The organism is Caulobacter sp. DWP3-1-3b2 (assembly GCF_049896325.1).
GTDB lineage: Bacteria > Pseudomonadota > Alphaproteobacteria > Caulobacterales > Caulobacteraceae > Caulobacter.
Map to the genome: position 1 here is coordinate 31,604 of NZ_JAFCUB010000029.1, position 20,726 is coordinate 52,329.

Genomic DNA, 20,726 nt, shown 5'->3' on the forward strand with positions numbered 1-20,726 from the left:
GACCTCAGTGAAAACCATCGATTTCGTCATCCTGGCGATCTACGCCGTCGCCATCTTCGGCCTGGCCCAGTGGGTTTCCCGCGACAAGGGCGGCCACAAGAAGGACTCCACCGACTACTTCCTGGCGGGCAAGGCCTTGCCTTGGTGGGCCATCGGCGCGTCGCTGATCGCCGCCAACATCTCGGCCGAGCAGATCATCGGGATGAGCGGCTCGGGCTACGCCCTGGGCCTGGCCATCGCCTCCTACGAGTGGATGGCGGCCCTGACCCTGCTGATCGTCGGCAAATTCTTTCTGCCGATCTTCCTGAAGAACAACATCAGCACCATGCCGCAGTTCCTGGAACAGCGGTACGGACCCAGCGTCCGCAACGTGATGGCGGTGTTCTGGCTTATCCTCTACGTCTTCGTGAACCTGACCTCGATCCTGTGGCTGGGCTCAATCGCCATCCACACCGTGGCCGGCATCGACCAGATGCTCGCCTTGGTGATCATCGGCGTCTTCGCACTGGCCTATCAGCTGTGGGGCGGCCTGAAGGCCGTGGCCCTGACCGATATCGTCCAGGTGGCCCTGCTGATCACCGGCGGCCTGATCATCGTCTACCTGTCGCTCGACAAGATCGGCGCGGGCCAGGGCGTCGTCGCCGGCTTCAACCACCTGACGACCCAATTCCCTGAAAAGTTCGACATGATCCTTTCGAAGGACAACCCGCACTACAAGGATCTGCCGGGCCTCAGCGTGCTGTTCGGCGGCCTGTGGGTGATGAACGTCTCGTATTGGGGCTTCAACCAATACATCATCCAGCGCGCCCTCGGCGCCAAGAACATCGCCGAGGCTCAGAAGGGCATCGCCCTGGCGGCCTATCTCAAGCTGTTGATGCCGGTGATCGTCGTGCTGCCGGGCATCGCGGCCTTGATCCTGGTGCCCGGCCTGGCCAAGCCCGACCAAGCCTATCCCGAAATGATGAAGCTGCTGCCGCCCGGCGTGCTGGGCCTGGTGTTCGCCGCCCTCGTGGCCGCGATCGTCGCGTCGCTGGCCGCCAAGATCAACTCGATCGCCACCATCTTCACCTTGGACATCTACGCCAAGGTCAAGACCGGCTCAAGCGAAGGCCACCTCGTCACCGTCGGCCGCATCACCGCCGTCATCGCTGTGATCATCGGCATCATCATGGCCAAGCCGCTGCTGGGCAAGGCCGAGCAGGCCTTCCAGTTCATCCAGGATTTCACCGGCTTCTTCACCCCGGGCATCGTGGTGATCTTCATGCTGGGCCTGTTCTGGAAGCGCGCCACCACCGCTTCGGCCCTGGTGGCCGCAATCGGCGGTGCGGCCCTGTCAGGCGCCTTCTTCGTCGCCGACAAGATGGGCGTGTTCGTGATCCCGTTCATGAACCGCGTCGGCCTGGTGTTCCTGTTGACCCTGGCCGCGGCGATCGTCGTCTCACTGGTCGCGCCACAAAAAAAGGCCGTCAATATCGTGAGCCTGGAGGGGGTCAGCTACAAGACCACCACCGGCTTCAACATCGCCGGCCTCGGCGTGATCCTGATCCTGATCGCGCTCTACGCCATCTGGTGGTGATCATGCGGACGTCGCTGTAGCAATGATCGCTCAAGCCTGAACCTCAAACCCCGTCACGGTTCGCCGTGACGGGGCGTCGTCAGATATGGTTGTTCCGGGCGCCGACGAAGCACGCTACACAAGGTCAGACCTTTCGAAGATTCGTGCTTCGAGAGGGGTTTGAGGGGAAAGTGAACTTGGCGATCCGTACGCAGCCGGGCCTGAGCCTGACCTATGGCCTCGTCGAAGCGCTGGGCCAATCGATCGTCACCGGCGAATATGTCGAGATCGGCTTCCCGACCGAGGGCGAGTTGTCCAAGCAGTTCGGAGCCAGCCGCACGGTTACCCGCGAGGCGGTCAAGATGCTGACCGCCAAGGGCCTGCTCAGCGCCCGCCCTCGCCACGGCACGGTGGTCGAGCCAGAGAACGAGTGGAACCTGCTGGATCCCGACGTCCTGCGCTGGCTGCTGGAACGCAAGTTCAGCCTTCGCCTGCTGGCCGAGTTCACCGAGATGCGGCTGGGCATCGAGCCCGCCGCCGCCGCCTTGGCCGCCCGCAACGCCGACAAGGCGGGGCTGGATGGTATCCGCAAGGCGCTGGAACGGATGAAGGCCGCCGCCGAGGGCGAGGACGATCCGCTGTCGGCCGACATCGCCTTTCACGTGGCAATCCTCAACGCCACCAAGAACCCGTTCTATCGCGACCTTTATGAGCTGGTGAACACCGCCCTGCGGATCTCGATCCGCTTCACCAACCGCATCAAGGGCCGCACCGCTTCGATCCCGTCGCACGAGGATGTGGCCACCGCGATCATCGCCCGCGACGCGGTCGCCGCCCAGAGCGCCATGCAGATCATCATCGTCGACGTGCTGGAACTGATCCGCGCCGCCTCGCCCGGCACTGAATCCGAAGCCGCCCGCCGCGACGCCTGAACGGGCGGTTGCGCACCGACCCATTTGGGTGAATAGTGACAGCGTTGTCATAAAGAGCCCGCCTTCAAGCGCGGGCCCGCGAGGAAACGCCATGCTCTCCGTTTTGAAGACCTTGACCGCCTGCGCCCTGTTATCGGCCCTGGCCGTCGTGCCGGCGGCCGCCGGCGAAATCACGCCGCGCGATCAGGTCAAGGCCATGACCCGCGGTGTCAACGTGCTGGGCTATGACCCGCTATGGAAGGACCCGGCCACGGCCCGCTTCCAGGTCGATCGCCATTTCAAGGTCATCAAGAACGGCGGCTTCGATGCGGTGCGCATTAACCTGCATGCCTTCTCGCACATGGACGCCGACAACCAGCTTGACCCGGCCTGGCTGAAGACCCTCGACGCCGTGGTCGCGGCCGCGCTGGACCAGAAGCTGACGGTGATCCTCGACGAGCACAATTTCGGCGATTGCGGCGACGACCCCGCCACCTGCAGACCCAAGCTGTCGGCCTTCTGGAGGCAGATCGGCGAGCGTTACAAGGACGCGCCCGACGGTGTGGTTTTCGAGTTGCTGAACGAGCCCAACAAGGGCCTGACCGACGACCTGTGGAACAGCTGGATCGCCGAGCTTCTGCCCATTGTGCGCGCCACCAATCCAACCCGCAACGTCATCGTGGGTCCGGCTTTCTGGAACAATATCAGCCATCTGGACAAACTGTCCCTGCCGGCCGCCGATCGCCACCTGATCGTCACCGTCCATTATTACCTGCCGATGGAATTCACCCACCAGGGCGCGTCGTGGAATCCCGACACGCCCAAGACCGGGGTGACCTGGGGCACGAAGGCCGAACGCCAGCGGATGAAGACCGACTTCGACGGCGTCCAGGCCTGGTCCAGGGCCAATGACCGACCGATCCTGCTGGGTGAGTTCGGGGCCTATGACAAGGGCGGCATGACCTTCCGCGCCGCCTACACCGCCGCGGCCGCCCGCCAGGCCGAGAAACGCGGCTGGGCCTGGGCCTACTGGCAGTTCGACAGCGACTTCGTAGTCTATGACATCAAGAAGGATGCGTGGGTGGCGCCGATCCATCGGGCGCTGGTTCCGTAGTCTCCTTCCCGTCTCCCCGGCGAAGGCCGGGGCCCAGGTGAAACCCACGAGCCGCGCTGGATGAATCTGGGTCCCGGCATTCGCCGGGAAAACGGCGGTGGGTTTCGTTCTGGATGACACTGCAGAGAATTCGCGCCATTCCATCCCGACCCTGAGTCCCCCACAGGAACCGTCCCGTGCAGAAGCCCTACGTCGCCGCCGGCACCCGCTATGACGCCATGCCCTACCGCCGGACCGGCCGCAGCGGCCTGGACCTGCCGGCGATCTCTTTGGGGCTGTGGCAGAACTTCGGCGGCGCCGACGTCTTCGAAACTGGCCGCGCCATCCTGCGCCGGGCCTTCGACCTGGGCGTCACCCATTTCGACCTGGCCAACAATTACGGCCCACCCTACGGCTCGGCCGAGGAGAATTTCGGCAAGGTCATGGCCAGCGACTTCGCCGCCCACCGCGACGAACTGATCCTTTCCACCAAGGCCGGCTGGGACATGTGGCCAGGTCCCTACGGCAAGGTTGGCGGTTCGCGGAAGTACCTGATCGCCAGCTGTGACCAGAGCCTCAAGCGCATGGGCGTCGACTATGTCGACATTTTCTATTCGCACCGCGTCGATCCCACGACGCCGCTGGAGGAGACCATGGGCGCCCTGGCCCATCTGCATCGCCAGGGCAAGGCGCTGTACGTGGGCATCTCGTCCTATTCGCCCGAGTTGACCCGCCAGGCGGCGGCCATCCTCAAGGCCGAGGGCGTGCCGTTGCTGATCCACCAGCCGTCCTACTCCATGCTCAACCGCTGGATCGAGGACGGCCTGCTGGACACCCTGGACGATCTCGGCGTCGGCTGCATCGCCTTCTCGCCGCTCGCCCAAGGCATGCTGACCAACAAATACCTCGGCGGCGTGCCGCAGGACTCGCGCGCGGCCAAGGCGGGCTCGCTGGGCGGTCATCTGCTGAGCGCCGACAATCTGGCCCGCATTCAGGCGCTCAACGAGATCGCCAGCGCGCGCGGCCAGAGCCTGGCCCAGATGGCCCTGGCCTGGGTGCTGCGCGATCCGCGCATCACCTCGGCCCTGATCGGCGCCCGTACGGTGGCCCAGATGGAAGACTCCCTGGCGGCGCTCAACACCCTGTCCTTCACCGCCGAAGAGCTGGCCCAGATCGATCGCCACGCCACCGAGGGCGCGATCGACCTCTGGAAGATCTCGTCGAACCTGTCGGCGTCGGACCTCCCCAAAGGCTGAGCCGACCCTTCCAGGCGGGGCGCATCGACGCGCGGATTGCGTCCGCGATGTCACAGAAAGCTCAAATCCGACGAGGCCATGCCCCGACATCCAAGCCTTACGATCATTTAATCCGGCGAACGCCGTTTCTCGGCTAGAAGGCGATTGGCTGTTCAAACCACCGGAGCTGAGGTTCGTCGTGCATCAACGGATTAATAAACGCGGCCTGCGTTCGACTGCGTTGCCGTTGGTGCTTTGCATCGGCGCACTGAGCCTGACAGCCTGCGACCAAGGCAAGGACAAGGCCAAGACCGACACCGCCAAGAAGCCGGGCGTGACCGCTAGCCTGACGGTCAGCGTCGTGCCAGTCACCATCCAGTCCCTGCCCCGGCTGATCAGCGCCTCGGGCACCGTCACGCCATGGGAAGAGGTGCCTGTCGGCGCCGAGACCGGAGGCCTGACCGCCGTCTCGGTCAATGCCGAGGAAGGCCAGACCGTTCGCCAGGGCCAGATCCTGGTCTCGCTAAACGACACCATGCTGCGCGCCCAGCTTCGCCAGCAGGAAGCCTCGGTGGCCAGCGCCAAGGCCACCCTGGCCGAAGCTACCGCCGCGCTGGGCCGTTCGCGCGAACTGCAGGCCAAGGGCTATCTGTCGCAAGCCTCGCTCGACACCGCCACCGCCCGCCAGCAGACCGCCCTGGCCCAACTCGCCTCCGCCGACGCCTCGCGCAACGAGACCTTCGCCCGCCTTGGCCAGGCCGCGATCCGCGCCCCGGTCTCGGGTCTGATCAGCCGCCGCAGCGTGACCAAGGGCCAGATCGTCTCGGCCGGAACCGAGCTGTTCCGCATCGTCCGCGATGGCCGGCTGGAGCTTGACGCCGAGATTCCCGAGACCAACCTGCTGGCGGTCCAGGCCGGCATGCCCGCCACCGTGACCTCCGACCAGGTCGGCCAGACCACCGGCACGGTTCGCATCGTCACGTCCGAGGTCAACGCCCAAACCCGTGTCGGCCTGGCGCGCATCAGCCTGGCCCCCGGCAGCGGCTTCCGCTCGGGCATGTTCGCCCGCGCCCAGATCTCGGCGGGCGTCCGCCCCGCCCCGACAATCCCGACCGCCGCCATTCTATACAGGCAAAACCAGTCGGGCGTGTTCGTGGTCGACGCCAACAACCACGCCCGGTTCAGGCGCATCGACATCCTGTCGCGCAACGCCAACCAGACCGCCGCCGAGGGCCTGTTGGCCGGCGAGCGCGTCGTGGTCGAGGGCGCGGGCTTCCTGGGTGATAACGACGCCGTGCGCGTCGTCGCGGCCAAGCGCTAGGGGATCGCGATGGAAAATCCGAACCCCAACCAAAACAACATCTCGCGCTGGGCGATCAGGAACCCGATCCCCGTCATCCTGCTGTTCCTGCTGCTGACCATCGCCGGCGTCTCTGGCTTCACCAGCATGCGGATCAACGACAATCCCGACGTCGACCTGCCGCTGGTCATCGTCAACGCCTCGCGCCCCGGCGCCGCGCCGACCGAGCTGGAGACCCAGGTCACCCGGCTGATCGAGGACTCGATCGCCGGCCTTGGCCAGGTGCGCCACATCAGCTCGACGGTCGGCGACGGCTATTCCTCGACCTTTATCGAATTCGAACTGGGCGTCGATCACGAGCGGGTCACCAACGATGTCCGCAACGCCATGGCCAATCTGCAGAGCGCCCTGCCGCAGGACATGCAGATCCCCAATGTCACGCGCATCGACATCTCAGGTAATCCGCTGATCACCTACGTCGTCCAGGCCCCAAACCTGACCCCTGAACAGCGCAGTTGGTTCGTCGACAACGACGTTAGCCGCGCGTTGCTGTCCATCAAGGGAATTGGCCAAGTGAACCGCCGGGGCGGCGTCAATCGCGAGATTCAGGTCGCCCTCGACCCCGATCGCCTGTCGGCCCGGGGCGTCACCGCGGCCGAAGTCAGCCGCGCCCTGCAATCGGCCAATGCCGACCTGCCCGGCGGCCGGGTCACCGTCTCCGGCTCCGAGCGCGCCATCCGCACCCTCGGCGCGGCCAACACCGTAGATCAACTGCGCGAGACCCGCGTCCAGCTGAACAACGGCGAGACCGTGCGCCTGGGCGACCTGGGCGAGGTCACCGACCACTGGGCCGAACCGCGCGACCAGGCGCGGTTCAACAACCAGGAAGTCGTGACCTTCAACATGGTCCGCTCGCGCGGCGCCTCCGAGGTCAAGGTCGCCGAGAAGGTCCGCAAGGAGGTTGAGAAGCTCGACAAGGAACACCCCGAGCTTCAGATCGTCGAGCTGACCTCGAACGTGAAATATATCGAGCAGAGCTACTATGCTTCGCTGGAGGCGCTCGGCCTGGGCGCCCTGCTGGCGGTGCTGGTGGTGCTTCTGTTCCTGCGCGACTGGCGCGCCACCTTCCTGGCGGCCGTTGCCATTCCCCTGTCGCTATTCCCGACTTTCGCGATCATGGCCCCGCTCGGCCAGTCGTTGAACGGCGTGACCCTGCTGGCGCTGTCCCTCACCGTCGGCATTCTGGTCGATGACGCCATCGTCGAGATCGAGAACATCGTCCGGCACATGAGAGGCGGGAAATCGCCCTATCACGCGGCCATGGAGGCGGCCGACGAGATCGGCCTGGCGGTCGTCGCCACCACCTTCACCATCGTAGCGGTGTTCGCGCCGGTCGGCTTCATGCCCGGAATCATCGGCCAGTTCTTCAAGGCCTTCGCCCTGGCCGCCTGCGTCTCGGTGCTGTTCTCGCTGCTGGTCGCCCGCATGCTGACTCCGCTGATGGGGGCCTATATGCTCAAGGCCCACAACAAGCCGGACAAGGATCCGGCGTGGATGGGGCCCTATCTCAAGAGCCTGAACTGGGCGCTGGGCCACAAGATCATCGTGGCCCTGCTGGCCATACCGATGCTGGTCGGCACCGTCTTCCTGGCCACCCATCTGCCCTTCGAGTTCCAGCCGGCCGCCGACCGCGGGCGGGCGCCGTTCAGCCTCGAGCTGCCGCCGGGGGCGACGCTCAACGAGACCGACGCCATCGCCCAGCGCATGACCCGCGAACTTCGGGCTCGTCCGGAAGTGACCGGGGTCTACGCCTCGGTCGGCAACGACGGGGTCAACAAGGCCGAGCTGACCGCCGATCTGGTCGGCAAGGGCCAGCGGATGAGCCAGCGCGACTTCAGCCGCCAGATGGTCGATCAGTTCAAGGCGATCCCCGGCGCGCGGATCGGGGCCGGCAGCAACAACGGCGGTGGTCCCAGCGACGGCTCCAGCTACACGCTACGCCTGGTGGGCGACAACGGTCCGCAACTGGAAGCCGCCGCCCGCTCGGTCGAGGCCCAGATGCGCAACGTCCCGGGCCTGGCCAATGTGGTCAACACCGCCGCCATCGCCCGGCCCGAGATCATCGTCTCGCCCAAGCCCGACCAGGCCGCGCGGGCCGGGGTAACCGCTGGCGCGATCTCGCAAGCCGTGCGCGTCGCCACCATCGGCGACATCGACCAGTCGCTGCCCAAATATAATCTGGGCGACCGCCAGGTGCCGATTCGCCTGCGCCTGACCGACGACGCCCGCCAAGACATGTCGGTGCTGGAAACCTTGAAGGTGCCGTCCAGCCACGGCGGCTCGGTGCCCCTGAACGCCGTGGCCGACGTCCGCTACGGCGCCGGCCCGTCGCAGATTTCGCGGCAGGACCGGGCCCGGGTGGCCGAGATCACCGCCGAGCTCGACGGCATCGTGGTCGGCGAGGCCAGCAAGCGCGTTCACGCCCTGTCGTCGGTCAAGACTCTGCCGACCGGCGTCAAGGAAGTGGCGGCTGGCGACGCCGAGTTCATTCAGGAGATGGTCACCGGCTTCATGGCCGCCCTGATCACCGGCATCCTGCTGATGTACGTGGTGCTGGTGCTGCTGTTTCGCAGCTTCGCCCATCCGGTGACCATCATGGCTGCTCTGCCCCTGGCCATCGGCGGCGCCTTCCTGCTGCTGGTGCTGGCCAAGAGCAGCTTCTCGATGTCGACCCTGATCGGCATCCTGATGCTGATGGGCATCGCGGCCAAGAACTCGATCCTGCTGGTCGAGTACGCGATCATGGCCATGAAGGGCGGCATGAGCCGCCACGAGGCCCTGCTCGACGCGGCCCACAAGCGGGCTCGGCCGATCATCATGACCACGGTCGCGATGGCCGCAGGCATGGCGCCGGTGGCGTTCGGCTTTGGCGCCGACGTCGAGTTCCGCGCGCCCATGGCCATCGCGGTGATCGGCGGGCTGATCACCTCGACCTTCCTGTCGCTGCTCTACATCCCGGTGGTGTTCGTGTTCATGGACAAGCTGAAGAACTGGTCCAGCAAGATCACCGACAAGATGTTCAAGCACCAACACGCCACGCCCACCCACGTCCAGGCGCCGCCTTCGGAGCCGGTCTTCGGCGGCGGCGGCCGGGAGCTTTAACCCTCGGTCTGCGCCGTCAGACGGCAATCGAGCCCCCTCGCCCGACGACGAGGGGGCTTTTTTACTTGTCCCGGCGCCCGCCATCGGGTCTCGATCCCTTCGTGACCGGTGCGACTCGCCGGCCCCGGGGCCCGCGCATGCATTCCGATCTCGACACCGACACCGCCGCCGCCCGTGCGCTGTTCCAGTCACTGGAAGGCATGGAGGGCCTCTCCCGGCCCGAGGCGAGCGCGCCAACGGCGAAGGTGGGCTTCCCCGGCCAGGCGGCGCTGATCAAACTCTATCCCGGCGTGCTGGTGGCGGTGACCATCGCCCTGGCCGCCTCGTGGCTGTCGCAGCACTACGGCGCGCCGGTCATGCTGTTCGCCCTGCTGTTTGGCATGACCTTCCACTTCCTGCACCAGGAAGGCCGCTGCATTCCCGGCATCGAGTTCTCGTCCAAGGCCATCCTGCGGTTCGGCGTCGCCCTGCTCGGCGCGCGGATCACCGCCAGCCAGATCCTGGGCCTGGGCCTGACGCCGATCGTCACCGTGGTCATCGCCATCGGCTCCACGATCCTGCTGGGCGCGGTGCTGTCCAAGCGCCTGGGCCTGCGCTCCAGCTTCGGCGTCCTGTCCGGCGGCGCGGTCGGCATCTGCGGCGCCTCGGCGGCCCTGGCCATCGCCTCGGTGCTGCCCCGCACCAAGGACAGCGAGCGCGACACCATCCTGGCCGTGGTCACGGTCACGGCCCTGTCGACCATCGCCATGATCACCTATCCGCTGCTGACGGCGGCCCTGCACCTGGATCATACTCGGGCGGGGATCTTCCTGGGCGGCACCATCCACGACGTCGCCCAGGTGGTGGGGGCAGGCTACATGATCTCGCCGCACACCGGCGACGTGGCCACCTATGTGAAGCTGCTGCGGGTGACCATGCTGCTGCCGGTGGTCTTCGGCATCGCCTTCGTCGTGGCGCGCATGGGTCCCGGCGCGAGCGGCGGCGCGAAGCCGACCGTGCCGCTGTTCCTGGTCGGTTTCGCGGCGCTCGTGGTCATCAACAGCCTCGGCTGGCTGGCCAAGCCGGTCACCGACGCGGCCAGCGAAGTCTCGCGCTGGTGCCTGGTCACCGCCATCGCCGGCCTCGGCATGAAGACCTCGTTCAAGGACCTGATCACCGCCGGCTGGCGTCCTGTCGCGCTGATGGTGATCGAAACCGCGTGGATCGCGGGGGTGGTGCTGGTGGCGGTGGAGGTCTTCACCTAGTCGTCTAACCATTCTCACCTAAAAGCCTTGTCATCCCGGACGAGCGCGCAGCGCGAAGATCCGGGATGACAGTTTTACGGGCGAAAGGTGTTGCGACGGGTTGGCGACACCAGGACTCACGTCGTCCGCGCCGTCCGTAGCGCCTGGGCCACCAGCGGCGCCAGCTTCTGGCCAATGAGCCTGGCGCCCGCCGCATTGGGATGGATGCCGTCGCCCTGCATCAGTTGCCGCGAACCGCCCACTCCGGCCAGCAGGTTAGGATAGAGCGGCGCCGCGAACTCCTTCGCCAAGGCTGGATAGATCGCGTTGAAATCGCGGGCGTACGACCCGCCGATCAGTGGCGGCGCCGCGATGCCGACCAAGACGGCGCGGATGCGCCGGTTTCTCAGGCTTTGCATTATGGAGCGCAGATTGGCCTTGGTCACTCGGGGCTCGACGCCCTGCAACAGGTCGTTGCCGCCCAGCGCCACCACGCACAGGGCGGTGTCGGGCGCGATGCTGAAATTGACCCGCGCCAGCCCGCCGCCGCTGGTGTCGCCCGACACTCCCGCCGCGCGTACCTTGGCGAATACGTTCATGCGCTGCAGGGCGACCTGCAATTGCGCCGGCATCGCGTCGCGGGCCGGCAGGCCCAGGCCGGCGGTGATCGAGTCGCCCAGCACGGTGACCACGGGCGACTTGGGCGGGATCACCGGCGTGGCGGCGACCTGTGAGGCGGCGATCAGACCGAGGGCGATCTGGCGACGGCTGAGAAAACGCGGTGCGGTCAGGCTCATGTCTTCCTATGTAGGTTGGCGCTCGTCCCAACAATGGGTGGGGATTCAGGAAGTTTCATGTCCAACGCCACTTCGCCGTCTCTGCCCGCTTCCACGCCTGTCCTCGCCCTTGAAGCCGTCACCCTGACCCTGCCTTCGGCGGCCGGACCCGTGCACATTCTGCGGGGCGTCGATCTGACGGTGAATCCCGGCGAGCGCGTGGCGGTGATCGGTCCCTCGGGCTCGGGCAAGTCGTCGCTGATCGCGGTCGGCGCCGGGTTGGAGCAGCCGACCTCGGGGGTCGTGCGGTTGTTCAACCAAGATCTCGCCAAGCTCGATGAAGACGGCCGGGCCAAGCTGCGGCGCGGCCGCGCGGCCCTGGTTTTCCAAGCGTTCCACCTGCTGCCCAACATGACCGCCGAGGAGAATGTCGCGACGCCGCTGGAGATCGCCGGCGCCAGGGACGCCCTGCCCACCGCGCGACAATGGCTGGACCGCGTGGGCCTGCCCCACCGCCTCACCCACTATCCGCACCAGCTGTCGGGCGGCGAGCAACAGCGGGTGGCCCTGGCCCGGGCCCTGGCCGCGCGGCCGGCCTTGCTGTTCGCGGACGAGCCCACCGGCAATCTCGACGCCAAGACCGCCACCACCGTCGCCGACCTGATGTTCGCTCTGGTGGCCGAGGTCGGCTCCGCCCTGGTCATGGTCACCCACGACCCTGTGCTGGCCGAGCGCGCCGATCGCATCGTACGGATGGCTGACGGCCAAATCGTTGGCAAGATCGAAGCCTGATGGCCGCTCTCTCGCTGAAACTGGCCGCCCGCGAGCTGCGTTCGGGCGTTCGCGGCTTTCGCATCTTCCTGGCCTGCCTGGCCCTGGGCGTGGCGGCCATCGCCGCCGCTGGCTCGACAGCCGAGGCTTTTCGCCACGGCCTGGCCAGCCAGGCGCGCGAGATCCTCGGCGGCGACCTGTCGTTCTCGATCGAGAACCGCGACTTCACCCCCGCCGAACGCGCCGCCTTCGACCGGCTGGGCGTCACCACCTACACCGCCGGCGCGCGGGCCATGGCCGAAGCCCCTAATGGGGAACGCCGGCTGGTCAGCCTGCGCGGCGTCGACGGCCGCTTCCCGCTGGCCGGCACGGTAAAACTCGATGGCGCCCCCAGCGTCGTCGCCGCCTTGGCCGACCGCGACGGTGTCCCCGGCGCGGCGGTCGAGCCGGCGTTGCTGGACCGCCTGCACCTGAAACTCGGCGACCGGTTCGAGGCCGGGCCGGTCACTCTCATAGCCCGCGCCGTGCTGGTGAGCGAGCCTGACGGGCTTTCCCGAGGTTTCTCGCTGGGGCCGCGCGTCATGGTGCGCGACGACGTGCTGCAACGTACGGGTCTGCTGGCGACGGGTGGTCTGTCGGCTCGCACCGTGCGCATCGCCCTGCCCCCTGGCCAGGACCCCCGCGCCCTGGGCAAGGCCACGGTCGCCAAGTTCCCCGACGCCGGCCTGCAAGCCCGCGACCGCCTCGACGCCGCGCCCGGCGCGAGGCGGTTGATCGACCAGCTCGAATATTTCCTCGGCTTCATCGGACTGGCTTCACTTGTGGCCGGCGGCCTGGGCGTGGCTGGCGCCGTCAGCGCCTATCTGGCCACTCGCGAGCCGTCGATCGCCGTGCTCAAAGCTGTCGGTGCGGATGGGGCCTTGATCCGCAACCTCTACCTGATCCAGATCGGCGTGCTGGCCGCCTCGGGCGTCGCCATCGGCTTGGCGATCGGCGCCGTCGCCCCGCTGATCCTGGGACAGCTGGCCGGCTCGTCCCTGCCGATCCCCGCCTTGTTCGCGGTCTATCCGTGGCCCCTCGCCAAGGCCGGCTTGTTCGGCCTGCTGGCGGCGGCGGCCTTCTCGCTGATTCCCCTGGCCCGGGCCCGGCGAACGCCGCCTTCGGCCCTGTTCCGCCGCAGCCTGGGCGGTCGCATTCCGCTGAGCCTGGAAACGGTGGGCGCGGTTCTGGCCGGCGCGGGCCTGGCCGCCCTGGCCGTCGTCACCGCTCCGACCCCCGTGGCGGCGGGGATCATGATAGCCGGCGTCATCGTGTCGTTCGCGATCCTCTGGGCGCTGGGTCGGGCCGCCGCCTGGGGCGCGGGCAAGGTCCGGCGACTGGCCAGCGGCCCCGCCAAGCTCGGCTTGGCCAACCTGGCCGGACCGCGCTCGGCGGCCCGCACCGCCAGCCCGGCCATCGGCCTGGGCGTGGCTTTGCTGGCCTGCGTGGTGCTGATCCAGTCGGCCCTATTGGCCCAGATCACCACCACCGCGCCGCGCACCGCCCCAGCCATGGTCTTCACCGAGATCCCCGGCGACCAGGCCGCCGCCTTCGACGCCGAGGTCGCCAAGGCGATCGGCCCGCTGACGCCCAAGACCTATCTGCGCATGCCGTTCGCCACCGGCCGCATTAGCGGCCTGAAGGGCAAGCCCGTCGATCTGCAGACCATCAAACCCGGCCAACGCTGGGCGTTCGACAACGACATCGGCCTGTCGCTTCTGGCCGGCGAACCCACCGACCCCGGCACGGTCGGCGGTCATTGGTGGAAGCCCGGCTATGCCGGCCCGCCCCTGCTGGCCCTCAACACCGAGATCGCCGACGCCGCCGGGCTGAAGCTCGGCGATATCGTCACCCTCAGCATCCTGGGCCGCGACATCGACGCCAGGGTCGCTGTGTTGCGCAAGATCGAGTTCGGCGGCTTTGGCCCCAACTTCAACCTGATCCTCAACACCAAGGCCCTGGAAGGCGCTGACCTGCGGAATGTCGCCATCGCCCGGTTGGGTAAGGACCGCGAGGCCGCCTTGACCCGCCGTCTGGGGATCAGCTTTCCGAGCGTCAACGTCATCAGCGTCCGCGAGCAGCTTGATGCGGCGGCCGCCCTGTTCGACCGCCTGGCCCTCGCCGTTCGCGGCGCGGCGGCGGTGGCGGGGCTGGCGGGCCTGCTGGTGCTGGCCGGGGCCATCGCCGCAGGAGCGCGAGCCCGGGCCCGCGAGGCCGCCACGCTCAAGGTGCTTGGCGCGACGCGCGGCCAGATCTTGCTGGCCTACGCCATCGAATATGGCGCGGTCGGGCTGATCGCCGGCACGGCGGGCGTGGCGTTGGGTTTCGCCGCCGCCTGGCCCGTGGTGGTCAAGGTGTTCGAGGCCAGCTGGAGCGTCGACTGGGGCGGGGTCATGATCCTGCTGGCCGGCGCGGCGGGGGTTTCGACGGCGGGCGGGCTTTTGGCGGCGGCGCTGGCGCTGGCGCAACGACCGGCGCCGGTGCTGCGGGCGGATTGAGCAGGGGGTCTGTCGCGCTGCCCGACCCGGCCTGCGGCAGGCTGTTGATCGGCACGCCGGGCAGCATCGGCTCGCCCGTCCACTCCCAGTGCCAGGGCTCGTAGACATAGTTGACGAAGCCGAAGCGACCGGCGTTGGCGACCAGCCAGCGATAGAGGTCCGACCGGGTCATGATCAGCCGGTTGGCGTCGTTGCTGCTATCGGGGCCAAAGCCCAGGGCGGCGGCGATATAGACGTCCATCGCCAGGCCGGTTCGGTGGGCCGAGCAGATGGTGCGGACCATGCCCTGGCAATTGTTGTCGCGGGCGCAGCGGGCGGCGTCGGCCGCCGGGTCGCGGAAGCCGGAATAGATGGTCAGGGCCTCAGGGCGGGTGAGCACGCCGGCGGCCTTGGCCTCGGCGTACATCCGGCGATAGGCCTCCAATGCGCCGGGGCGCAGCTGAATGATCTTGCCGCCAAAGCTTTCCTGCGGCCGCGCGGTGGCCAGGCTCGAGACCGCCGGCGCATTGGGGCAGACGCCCTCTCCATTGACCCGCACGAACGGCCGCGCCCGGTGCCAGCGCACAAGCATCACCTTGAAGGTGTCCGGATCGAAAGTGCCTGTCGCCTTCAGACCGTGGCCGCCCTGCCAGCGCGCCAGGGCGTCGGCGAAGCGCGGCGTTCCCGGCGCGCAGGCGGTGGCGATCTCGTTGGCGACACGCGGGGCGTAGATCTCCCAGCCGGTCTCGCCCCTGCCGAACGGCGCCCAGGCCATCGTGCCCAGCGAAGCGGCGTTGACCGGCGCGGCGCTGACCGAGGGACCGCCCGGCTGGCAGTCCTCGGGCGGTCCGCCGGCGATCGGCGCGGAAGCGACATTCGGCGCCGACGGCGGATCGTTCGATGGCAAATAGCTCGGCGGCTCATACTCGACCGGCGGACGCGGCGCCGAGACCGACGGCGGCGGCACGGAAGGCGCGGGCCTGTTGGGCCAGTTCACCCAAGCGAAGAACGCCGCGACGAGCACGGCCAGCGCTCCGAACACCCAGATCAGCCGACGCAGGATCTTCAATAGGGGCTCCCCCGCCACTTTGGAACTTAGCCATGGCTGAAGGCTTCAGAGTGGCTAGGCGTTCCCTCGGAGTTATTTCATGCCCTCGATCCTGCGTCCCGTCGTTCTGCTGTTCGGCTGCATGGTGGCCACCGCCGCCTGTTCTGACCCTGCGGCGCAGACCAATCCGCCGGCCTCGCGCAAGCCCGCAGCCGCCGCCCCGCAGACGCCCGCGCCCCTCCCTGTCGTTCCCGCCGCAGCCGCGCCAGCTCCGGCCGCGCCGTCGCCGATGGCCCAGGCCGTGAACGGCGCCGTCTTTGACACCGCGGCGACCACGCCCGAGGCCAAGAAGGCCTATCTGACCCGCGCCCAGGTGCTGCTCGACCGCGCCCACTTCTCGCCCGGCGTCATCGACGGCCAGGAAGGCTCGAACCTGACCAACGCCATCAGCGCCTTCCAGGAGGCCCACCGCTTGACCGTCGACGGCAAGCTGACTCCCGCCGTCTGGGACGCCCTGGTCGCCGACGCCGGCCCGGCCGTCACCGACTACGTCATCACCGCCGAGGACGCCGCCGGCCCGTTCCAGCCCGACATTCCCAAGGACGACTACGAGGCGATGGCCAAGCTGCCGGCCCTGTCCTACGGCACGCCGCTCGAAGCCCTGGCCGAGAAGTTCCACATGGACGAGCCGCTGCTGCAGGCCCTGAACCCCGGCGTCGACTTCAGCAAAGCCGGGACCACGATCATCGTCGCGGCGGTTGGCGCCGAAGGCCTGGACGGCAAGGTCACCCGCATCGAGATCGACAACGCCAAGGGCGTTCTCAAGGCCTATGCCGACGACGACAAGCTGCTGGCGGTCTATCCGGCCACGGTCGGCAGCACCGAGCGTCCGGCCCCGGTGGGCGAATGGGCGGTCAACACCGTCGCCCCGCGACCGACCTACACCTACGATCCCTCGCGACTGACCTTCGGCAAGGTGAAGGGCAAGCTGACCATCAAGGCCGGCCCGAACAATCCGGTGGGCTCCACCTGGATCGACCTGACCAAGGACACCTACGGCATCCACGGCACGCCCGATCCCAGGCTGGTCAACAAGCGCGCCTCGCACGGCTGCGTGCGCCTAGCGAACTGGGACGCGGCAGAACTGGGCAAGGCGGTGGTGAAGGGGGCGAAGGTGGTGTTCCACGGCAAGCCGGTGCGGTGATGCATTCGCGGCTGGGGACAGGCACATGTGCCTGTCCCCTTCAGCAGCCTACAGCGCCACCCTCAGCCCCAAGCGCACCATGCGCGGGGCGGCGAAGCCCGCCACGCCGCCCGCCGTCCGTGAGGTCTGGATGTTGGCGTCCAACAGGTTGTCGCCCGACACATAGGCTGTCACCAACGGCCGCACGCGCCATTCCAGGCGGGCGTCCAGCCGGTAGGCCGGATCGAGCACCCGACTGTTGAGGTCATCCTCGAACCGCTTGCCTTCGTAGGTCAGGTCGCTGGCCAAGGTCAGCTTGTCGGTCAGGACCGCCGACAGACCGGCCGTGGCGCTCCAGATCGGAGCCTGGGCCGGACGCTTGCCGGTCAGTTGCGGAGCGTCAGAGCCGCCGTCGAGGCGGGCGTCCGTGACCGACAGGGCCGAGGTCAGGGTCACGGAGCCGACCGTGCGCTCGGCCCTAGCCTCCAGGCCATAGGCGTCGATGGTCCCGGCGTTCTGGCGCTGGCGTAGCGTCCCGCCGCCCGGAATGAAGCCACCGACCGGGAAGGTCCCCGGCCCGACGCCGAGGGTGACATTGACGATCGGATCGTCGACCCGGTTCCAGAACACCGTGGCCTCGATCAGCCCCTGGCCGCCCTTGCGAGACAGGCCGGTTTCCAGCCCCATCAGTCGCTCGGGCTTCAGGCCGGCATTGGCCTCGGTCACGTCGTTGGCCACCCGGAATGGACGGTAGAGCTCGTTGAGATTAGCGGGCCGAAAGCCCGTGTAGGCCGCCAGGCGGGCCACGGTCTCGTCGCCGATCTGGCGCGTCACGCCCAGGCGACCGCTGACCACCTCGCCATCGCGGTCGGCGGGATGCTGGTCGAGCAGCACGGCGCCGGTCAGGCTGTTGCGCTCGATCCGGAAGCCGTCGGTGGTCTCCCAATGGTCCAGCCGCAGCCCGCCCGCCACCAGCCAGGGACCGCTCGACCACGAGCCGTCGCCATAGGTCCCGACCACCGAGGTCTTGCCACCGGTCACGCGATTGCGGGTATAGGCGCCGTTGGAGAAGCTATAGCGCTCGCGCTCCTCGCCGTCGTTCAGGCGTCCGTCGGCGCCGAGCTCCCATTCCAGTCCGCCGACCTTGCGACGCAGCGCGCCGTTCAGGCCCCAGCCGGTGGCCGGGGTCTTATCCTGGCTGTTGGCCGGCGTGGTGGTCGCCCGATTGGCCGCCACGGCGATCGAGGTGTTGAACAGGTCGCTGGTGCGCCGCCAGGCCTGCAGCCGCCAGCCCAGGGCTTGGCCGCGCGGGGCCTTGGCCAGGGTGGCGCTGAGCACATTGCCCGAGGCGTTGGCCCGCGCGCCCGCCAGGCCCGCCCCGCGATCCTCCTCGAAGAACCCGCCGCGCAGCGACAGAATGCCCAGGACGGTGGCCATGTCGACACGGCCGGCGATGCTCTTGGCCTCCAGGTCGGTGCGTGTGTCGGCTGCCCCCTGGGCCTTGCCGCGCACCGGGACGTAGCCGTCCGACTTGTCATAGGAAGCCCCGCCAAAGAATTCGAACCGCCCCAGGGTCGAGACCCCCGCCGCCGAGGCGCGCTGGCTGCCCAGGTTTCCCACCGAGACGTCGCCGGCGATCCCGCTGTCGCGTTCGCGCAGCGCGATGACGCCGGTCAAGGCGCCGGCTCCGTAAGGTCCCGCCCCGGCCCCGCGCACGATGTCGATCCCGGCCAGCGACTCCGGCGCCAGCTGCGACCAGATTACCCAGCCACCGAACGGGTCATTCAGCGGCACGCCGTCCAGGGTGACCAGGGTCCGCCCCGCGCCCGACGGCGCGATGGCCCGCAGGCTGACGCCCTGAGTGGTCGGATTGGCCGACAGGCTGGATGTGCGCCGGAACAGCGAGACGCCTGGTGTATGGCTGACCGCCTCATCGACCCGCTGGCTCTTGGCCAGATCGGCTTCGCCGAGGTGAACGATTGAGAACGCGGCGTCGGCGGCGGATGGCGGCAGGCGGGCCGCCGTGACGACGACTTGCTCGACGGCGGGTGGCGTATCGACCGGCATATCACTCTCACACGATGAACAGCGTGTACCCGCTAAACCACTTTGCGTGGAGAAAGAACGGCGTCGGTCATCTCTTGTGCGCTTTCCGTCGCTTGCACAGCAAGACTGACCTTTATAGGCTGCAACCAAGGCGCGACACGACGCTCGGAGGCCAGGAACCCACCATGAAAGTCGACCGCCAGCCCCCGGTGCGCACGTCGCTGCAGCAAACCAACCACCCCTACATGACCGGCGCCTGGACGCCGCTGCACGAGGAGGTCGATGCGGTCGAGCTGGAGGTTCTGGAGGGCGCGATCCCGACCGACCTGGACGGCGTCTACCTGCGCAACACCGAAAACCCCGTGCACCAGCCGCTGGGCCGTTACCACCCGTTCGACGGCGACGGCATGGTTCACCAGATCGAGTTCCAGAACGGCCAGGCACGCTATCGCAACCGCTTCATCCGCACCCGCGGCTTCGAGGCCGAGCAGGAAGCCGGCGAGAGTCTCTGGGGCGGGCTGGCCGATGGACCTGGCACGTCGAAGCGCCCTGGTTTTGGCGCCCACGGCGGCCTGAAGGACACCGCCAGCACCGACATCGTCGTGCACGCGGGCGAGGCCATCGCCACCTTCTACCAGTGCGGCGAGGCCTATCGCCTGGACCCCCTGACCCTGGAGAATCTGGGCGTCGCCGGCTGGGCCCCGCTGGACGGCGTCTCGGCCCATGCCAAGGTCGACGAGGCGACAGGCGAGCTATTGTTCTTCAACTATTCCAAGCACCCGCCCTACATGCATTACGGGGTGGTCGACGCAAACGGCAAGCGCACCGTCTACCAGCCCATTGACCTGCCCGGTCCGCGCCTGCCGCACGACATGGCGTTTACGGCGAACTATTCGATCCTCAACGACCTGCCGGTGTTCTGGGACGCCAATCTGCTGGAGCGCGACATCCACGCGGTGCGCCTGCACAAGGGCCTGCCGTCACGGTTCGGCATCGTACCCCGTCACGGCGGCGCGGTTCGCTGGTTCGAGGCAGCCCCGACCTATGTGCTGCACTGGCTGAACGCCTATGAGGACGGCGACGAGATCGTGCTCGACGGCTATTTCCAGGAGAACCCGACACCGCGCCCGCTGGAGGACGCGCCGGAGGGTCATGGCCACCTGATGGCCTATCTCGACGAGCACAGCTTCCGACCCAAGCTGCACCGCTGGCGCTTCAATCTGGCCACCGGCGAGACCACCGAAGGTCACCTGGACGAGCGGATCCTGGAGTTTGGGATGTTTAATCAGGCCTATGCCGGCCGGCCCTATCGCTACGCCTATTCCACGACCGCCAAGCCGGGCTGGTTCCTGTTCAACGGCTTCGTCAAGCACGACCTGGAGACGGGCGAGAGCTGGTCACTGGCGCTGGACCCCGGCCGCTACGCCAGCGAGGCCCCGTTCGCGCCGCGCGTCGGGGCGACGAGCGAGGATGACGGCTATCTGGTCAGCTTCATCATCGACGAGAATCGGGGGGCTTCGGAGTGCCTGATCGTCGACGCCAAGACGATGACGCCCGCGTGCCGCATCGCCTTGCCGCACAAGATCAGCAGCGGCACGCACGCGGTCTGGGCGGGGCGCGCTAGCCTGAACACTCTCCCAAAGGGAGAGGCACGGGCCAGTCGCGCAGCGATGGGAGGGTGAGGGGTTACGCCCTTCCCCGTATTCTGACCGAAGCCCTGCCGGCACGCCGTCCGGCATCTAAACCCCTCACGCTCCCAAGCTTCGCTTAGGCCCCTCCCTCTCCCTTTGGGCTAGCAGGTTCACACATCTCGATTGAGCGAGTGGACGAGCTCTGATTCATTGGGTTCATCTGACGGGAGATGGCGATGGATCTGCTGCTGGGGCGGTTTGGCGACCGCCGCCTGG

General features: G+C 67.8%; 14 protein-coding genes. 11 read left to right on the forward strand and 3 right to left on the reverse strand.

The features are described from left to right. Window positions 1–7 precede the first annotated feature (7 nt). The 7 genes from ACP7AG_RS16265 to ACP7AG_RS16295 all read left to right on the forward strand — a co-directional run bounded on the left by ACP7AG_RS16265 (window position 8) and on the right by ACP7AG_RS16295 (window position 10,500). Window positions 8–1,576, forward strand: a complete 1,569-nt coding sequence (locus tag ACP7AG_RS16265) for a sodium/sugar symporter (RefSeq protein ID WP_426014110.1) — start codon at window positions 8–10, stop codon at window positions 1,574–1,576. 182 nt (window positions 1,577–1,758) lie between these two features. Next, entirely contained in the window at window positions 1,759–2,487 is a 729-nt protein-coding gene (locus ACP7AG_RS16270) for a FadR/GntR family transcriptional regulator (RefSeq protein WP_426014240.1), read from the forward strand. A gap of 91 nt (window positions 2,488–2,578) precedes the next feature. Then, the gene (locus tag ACP7AG_RS16275; protein ID WP_426032067.1) at window positions 2,579–3,580 is read left to right on the forward strand and encodes a glycoside hydrolase family 5 protein; all 1,002 of its coding nucleotides are present in this window, start codon (window positions 2,579–2,581) and stop codon (window positions 3,578–3,580) included. Window positions 3,581–3,798: 218 nt separating this feature from the next. Continuing rightward, window positions 3,799–4,815: an L-glyceraldehyde 3-phosphate reductase gene (gene mgrA, locus ACP7AG_RS16280; protein ID WP_426032086.1), complete on the forward strand. Its 1,017-nt coding sequence runs from the start codon at window positions 3,799–3,801 to the stop codon at window positions 4,813–4,815. Between the two features lie 178 nt (window positions 4,816–4,993). Continuing rightward, window positions 4,994–6,115: an efflux RND transporter periplasmic adaptor subunit gene (locus ACP7AG_RS16285; protein WP_426032069.1), complete on the forward strand. Its 1,122-nt coding sequence runs from the start codon at window positions 4,994–4,996 to the stop codon at window positions 6,113–6,115. 9 nt (window positions 6,116–6,124) lie between these two features. Then, a complete protein-coding gene (locus ACP7AG_RS16290; RefSeq protein WP_426032071.1) occupies window positions 6,125–9,256 on the forward strand; it encodes an efflux RND transporter permease subunit in 3,132 nt (1,043 codons plus the stop codon). A 137-nt stretch (window positions 9,257–9,393) separates the two neighbouring features. Continuing rightward, entirely contained in the window at window positions 9,394–10,500 is a 1,107-nt protein-coding gene (locus ACP7AG_RS16295; protein WP_426014115.1) for a YeiH family protein, read from the forward strand. Window positions 10,501–10,616: 116 nt separating this feature from the next. Here the strand turns inward: ACP7AG_RS16295 and ACP7AG_RS16300 are convergent, their stop codons facing one another. After that, window positions 10,617–11,276 (reverse strand): arylesterase, encoded by a 660-nt coding sequence (locus ACP7AG_RS16300; protein ID WP_426032073.1) that lies wholly within the window; start codon window positions 11,274–11,276, stop codon window positions 10,617–10,619. 57 nt (window positions 11,277–11,333) lie between these two features. On the opposite strand from ACP7AG_RS16300, the gene ACP7AG_RS16305 reads away from it, so the two are divergent. Then, a complete protein-coding gene (locus ACP7AG_RS16305) occupies window positions 11,334–12,047 on the forward strand; it encodes an ABC transporter ATP-binding protein (protein ID WP_426014120.1) in 714 nt (237 codons plus the stop codon). Then, window positions 12,047–14,563: an ABC transporter permease gene (locus tag ACP7AG_RS16310; protein ID WP_426032075.1), complete on the forward strand. Its 2,517-nt coding sequence runs from the start codon at window positions 12,047–12,049 to the stop codon at window positions 14,561–14,563. Before ACP7AG_RS16305 ends, ACP7AG_RS16310 begins: the two co-directional genes overlap by 1 nt. Here the strand turns inward: ACP7AG_RS16310 and ACP7AG_RS16315 are convergent. Continuing rightward, the gene (locus ACP7AG_RS16315; protein WP_426014123.1) at window positions 14,457–15,611 is read right to left on the reverse strand and encodes a D-alanyl-D-alanine carboxypeptidase family protein; all 1,155 of its coding nucleotides are present in this window, start codon (window positions 15,609–15,611) and stop codon (window positions 14,457–14,459) included. The genes ACP7AG_RS16310 and ACP7AG_RS16315 overlap by 107 nt on opposite strands. Before the next feature lie 79 nt (window positions 15,612–15,690). On the opposite strand from ACP7AG_RS16315, the gene ACP7AG_RS16320 reads away from it, so the two are divergent. After that, a complete protein-coding gene (locus ACP7AG_RS16320) occupies window positions 15,691–16,794 on the forward strand; it encodes a L,D-transpeptidase family protein (protein WP_426032077.1) in 1,104 nt (367 codons plus the stop codon). 48 nt (window positions 16,795–16,842) lie between these two features. Here the strand turns inward: ACP7AG_RS16320 and ACP7AG_RS16325 are convergent, their stop codons facing one another. Continuing rightward, window positions 16,843–18,840, reverse strand: coding sequence for a TonB-dependent receptor (locus ACP7AG_RS16325; protein WP_426032079.1), 1,998 nt, complete (start codon window positions 18,838–18,840; stop codon window positions 16,843–16,845). A 164-nt stretch (window positions 18,841–19,004) separates the two neighbouring features. On the opposite strand from ACP7AG_RS16325, the gene ACP7AG_RS16330 reads away from it, so the two are divergent. Continuing rightward, window positions 19,005–20,501 carry a carotenoid oxygenase family protein gene (locus tag ACP7AG_RS16330; RefSeq protein ID WP_426032082.1) on the forward strand — a complete coding sequence of 499 codons (1,497 nt, stop codon included), beginning with the start codon at window positions 19,005–19,007 and terminating at the stop codon, window positions 20,499–20,501. Window positions 20,502–20,726 lie beyond the last annotated feature (225 nt).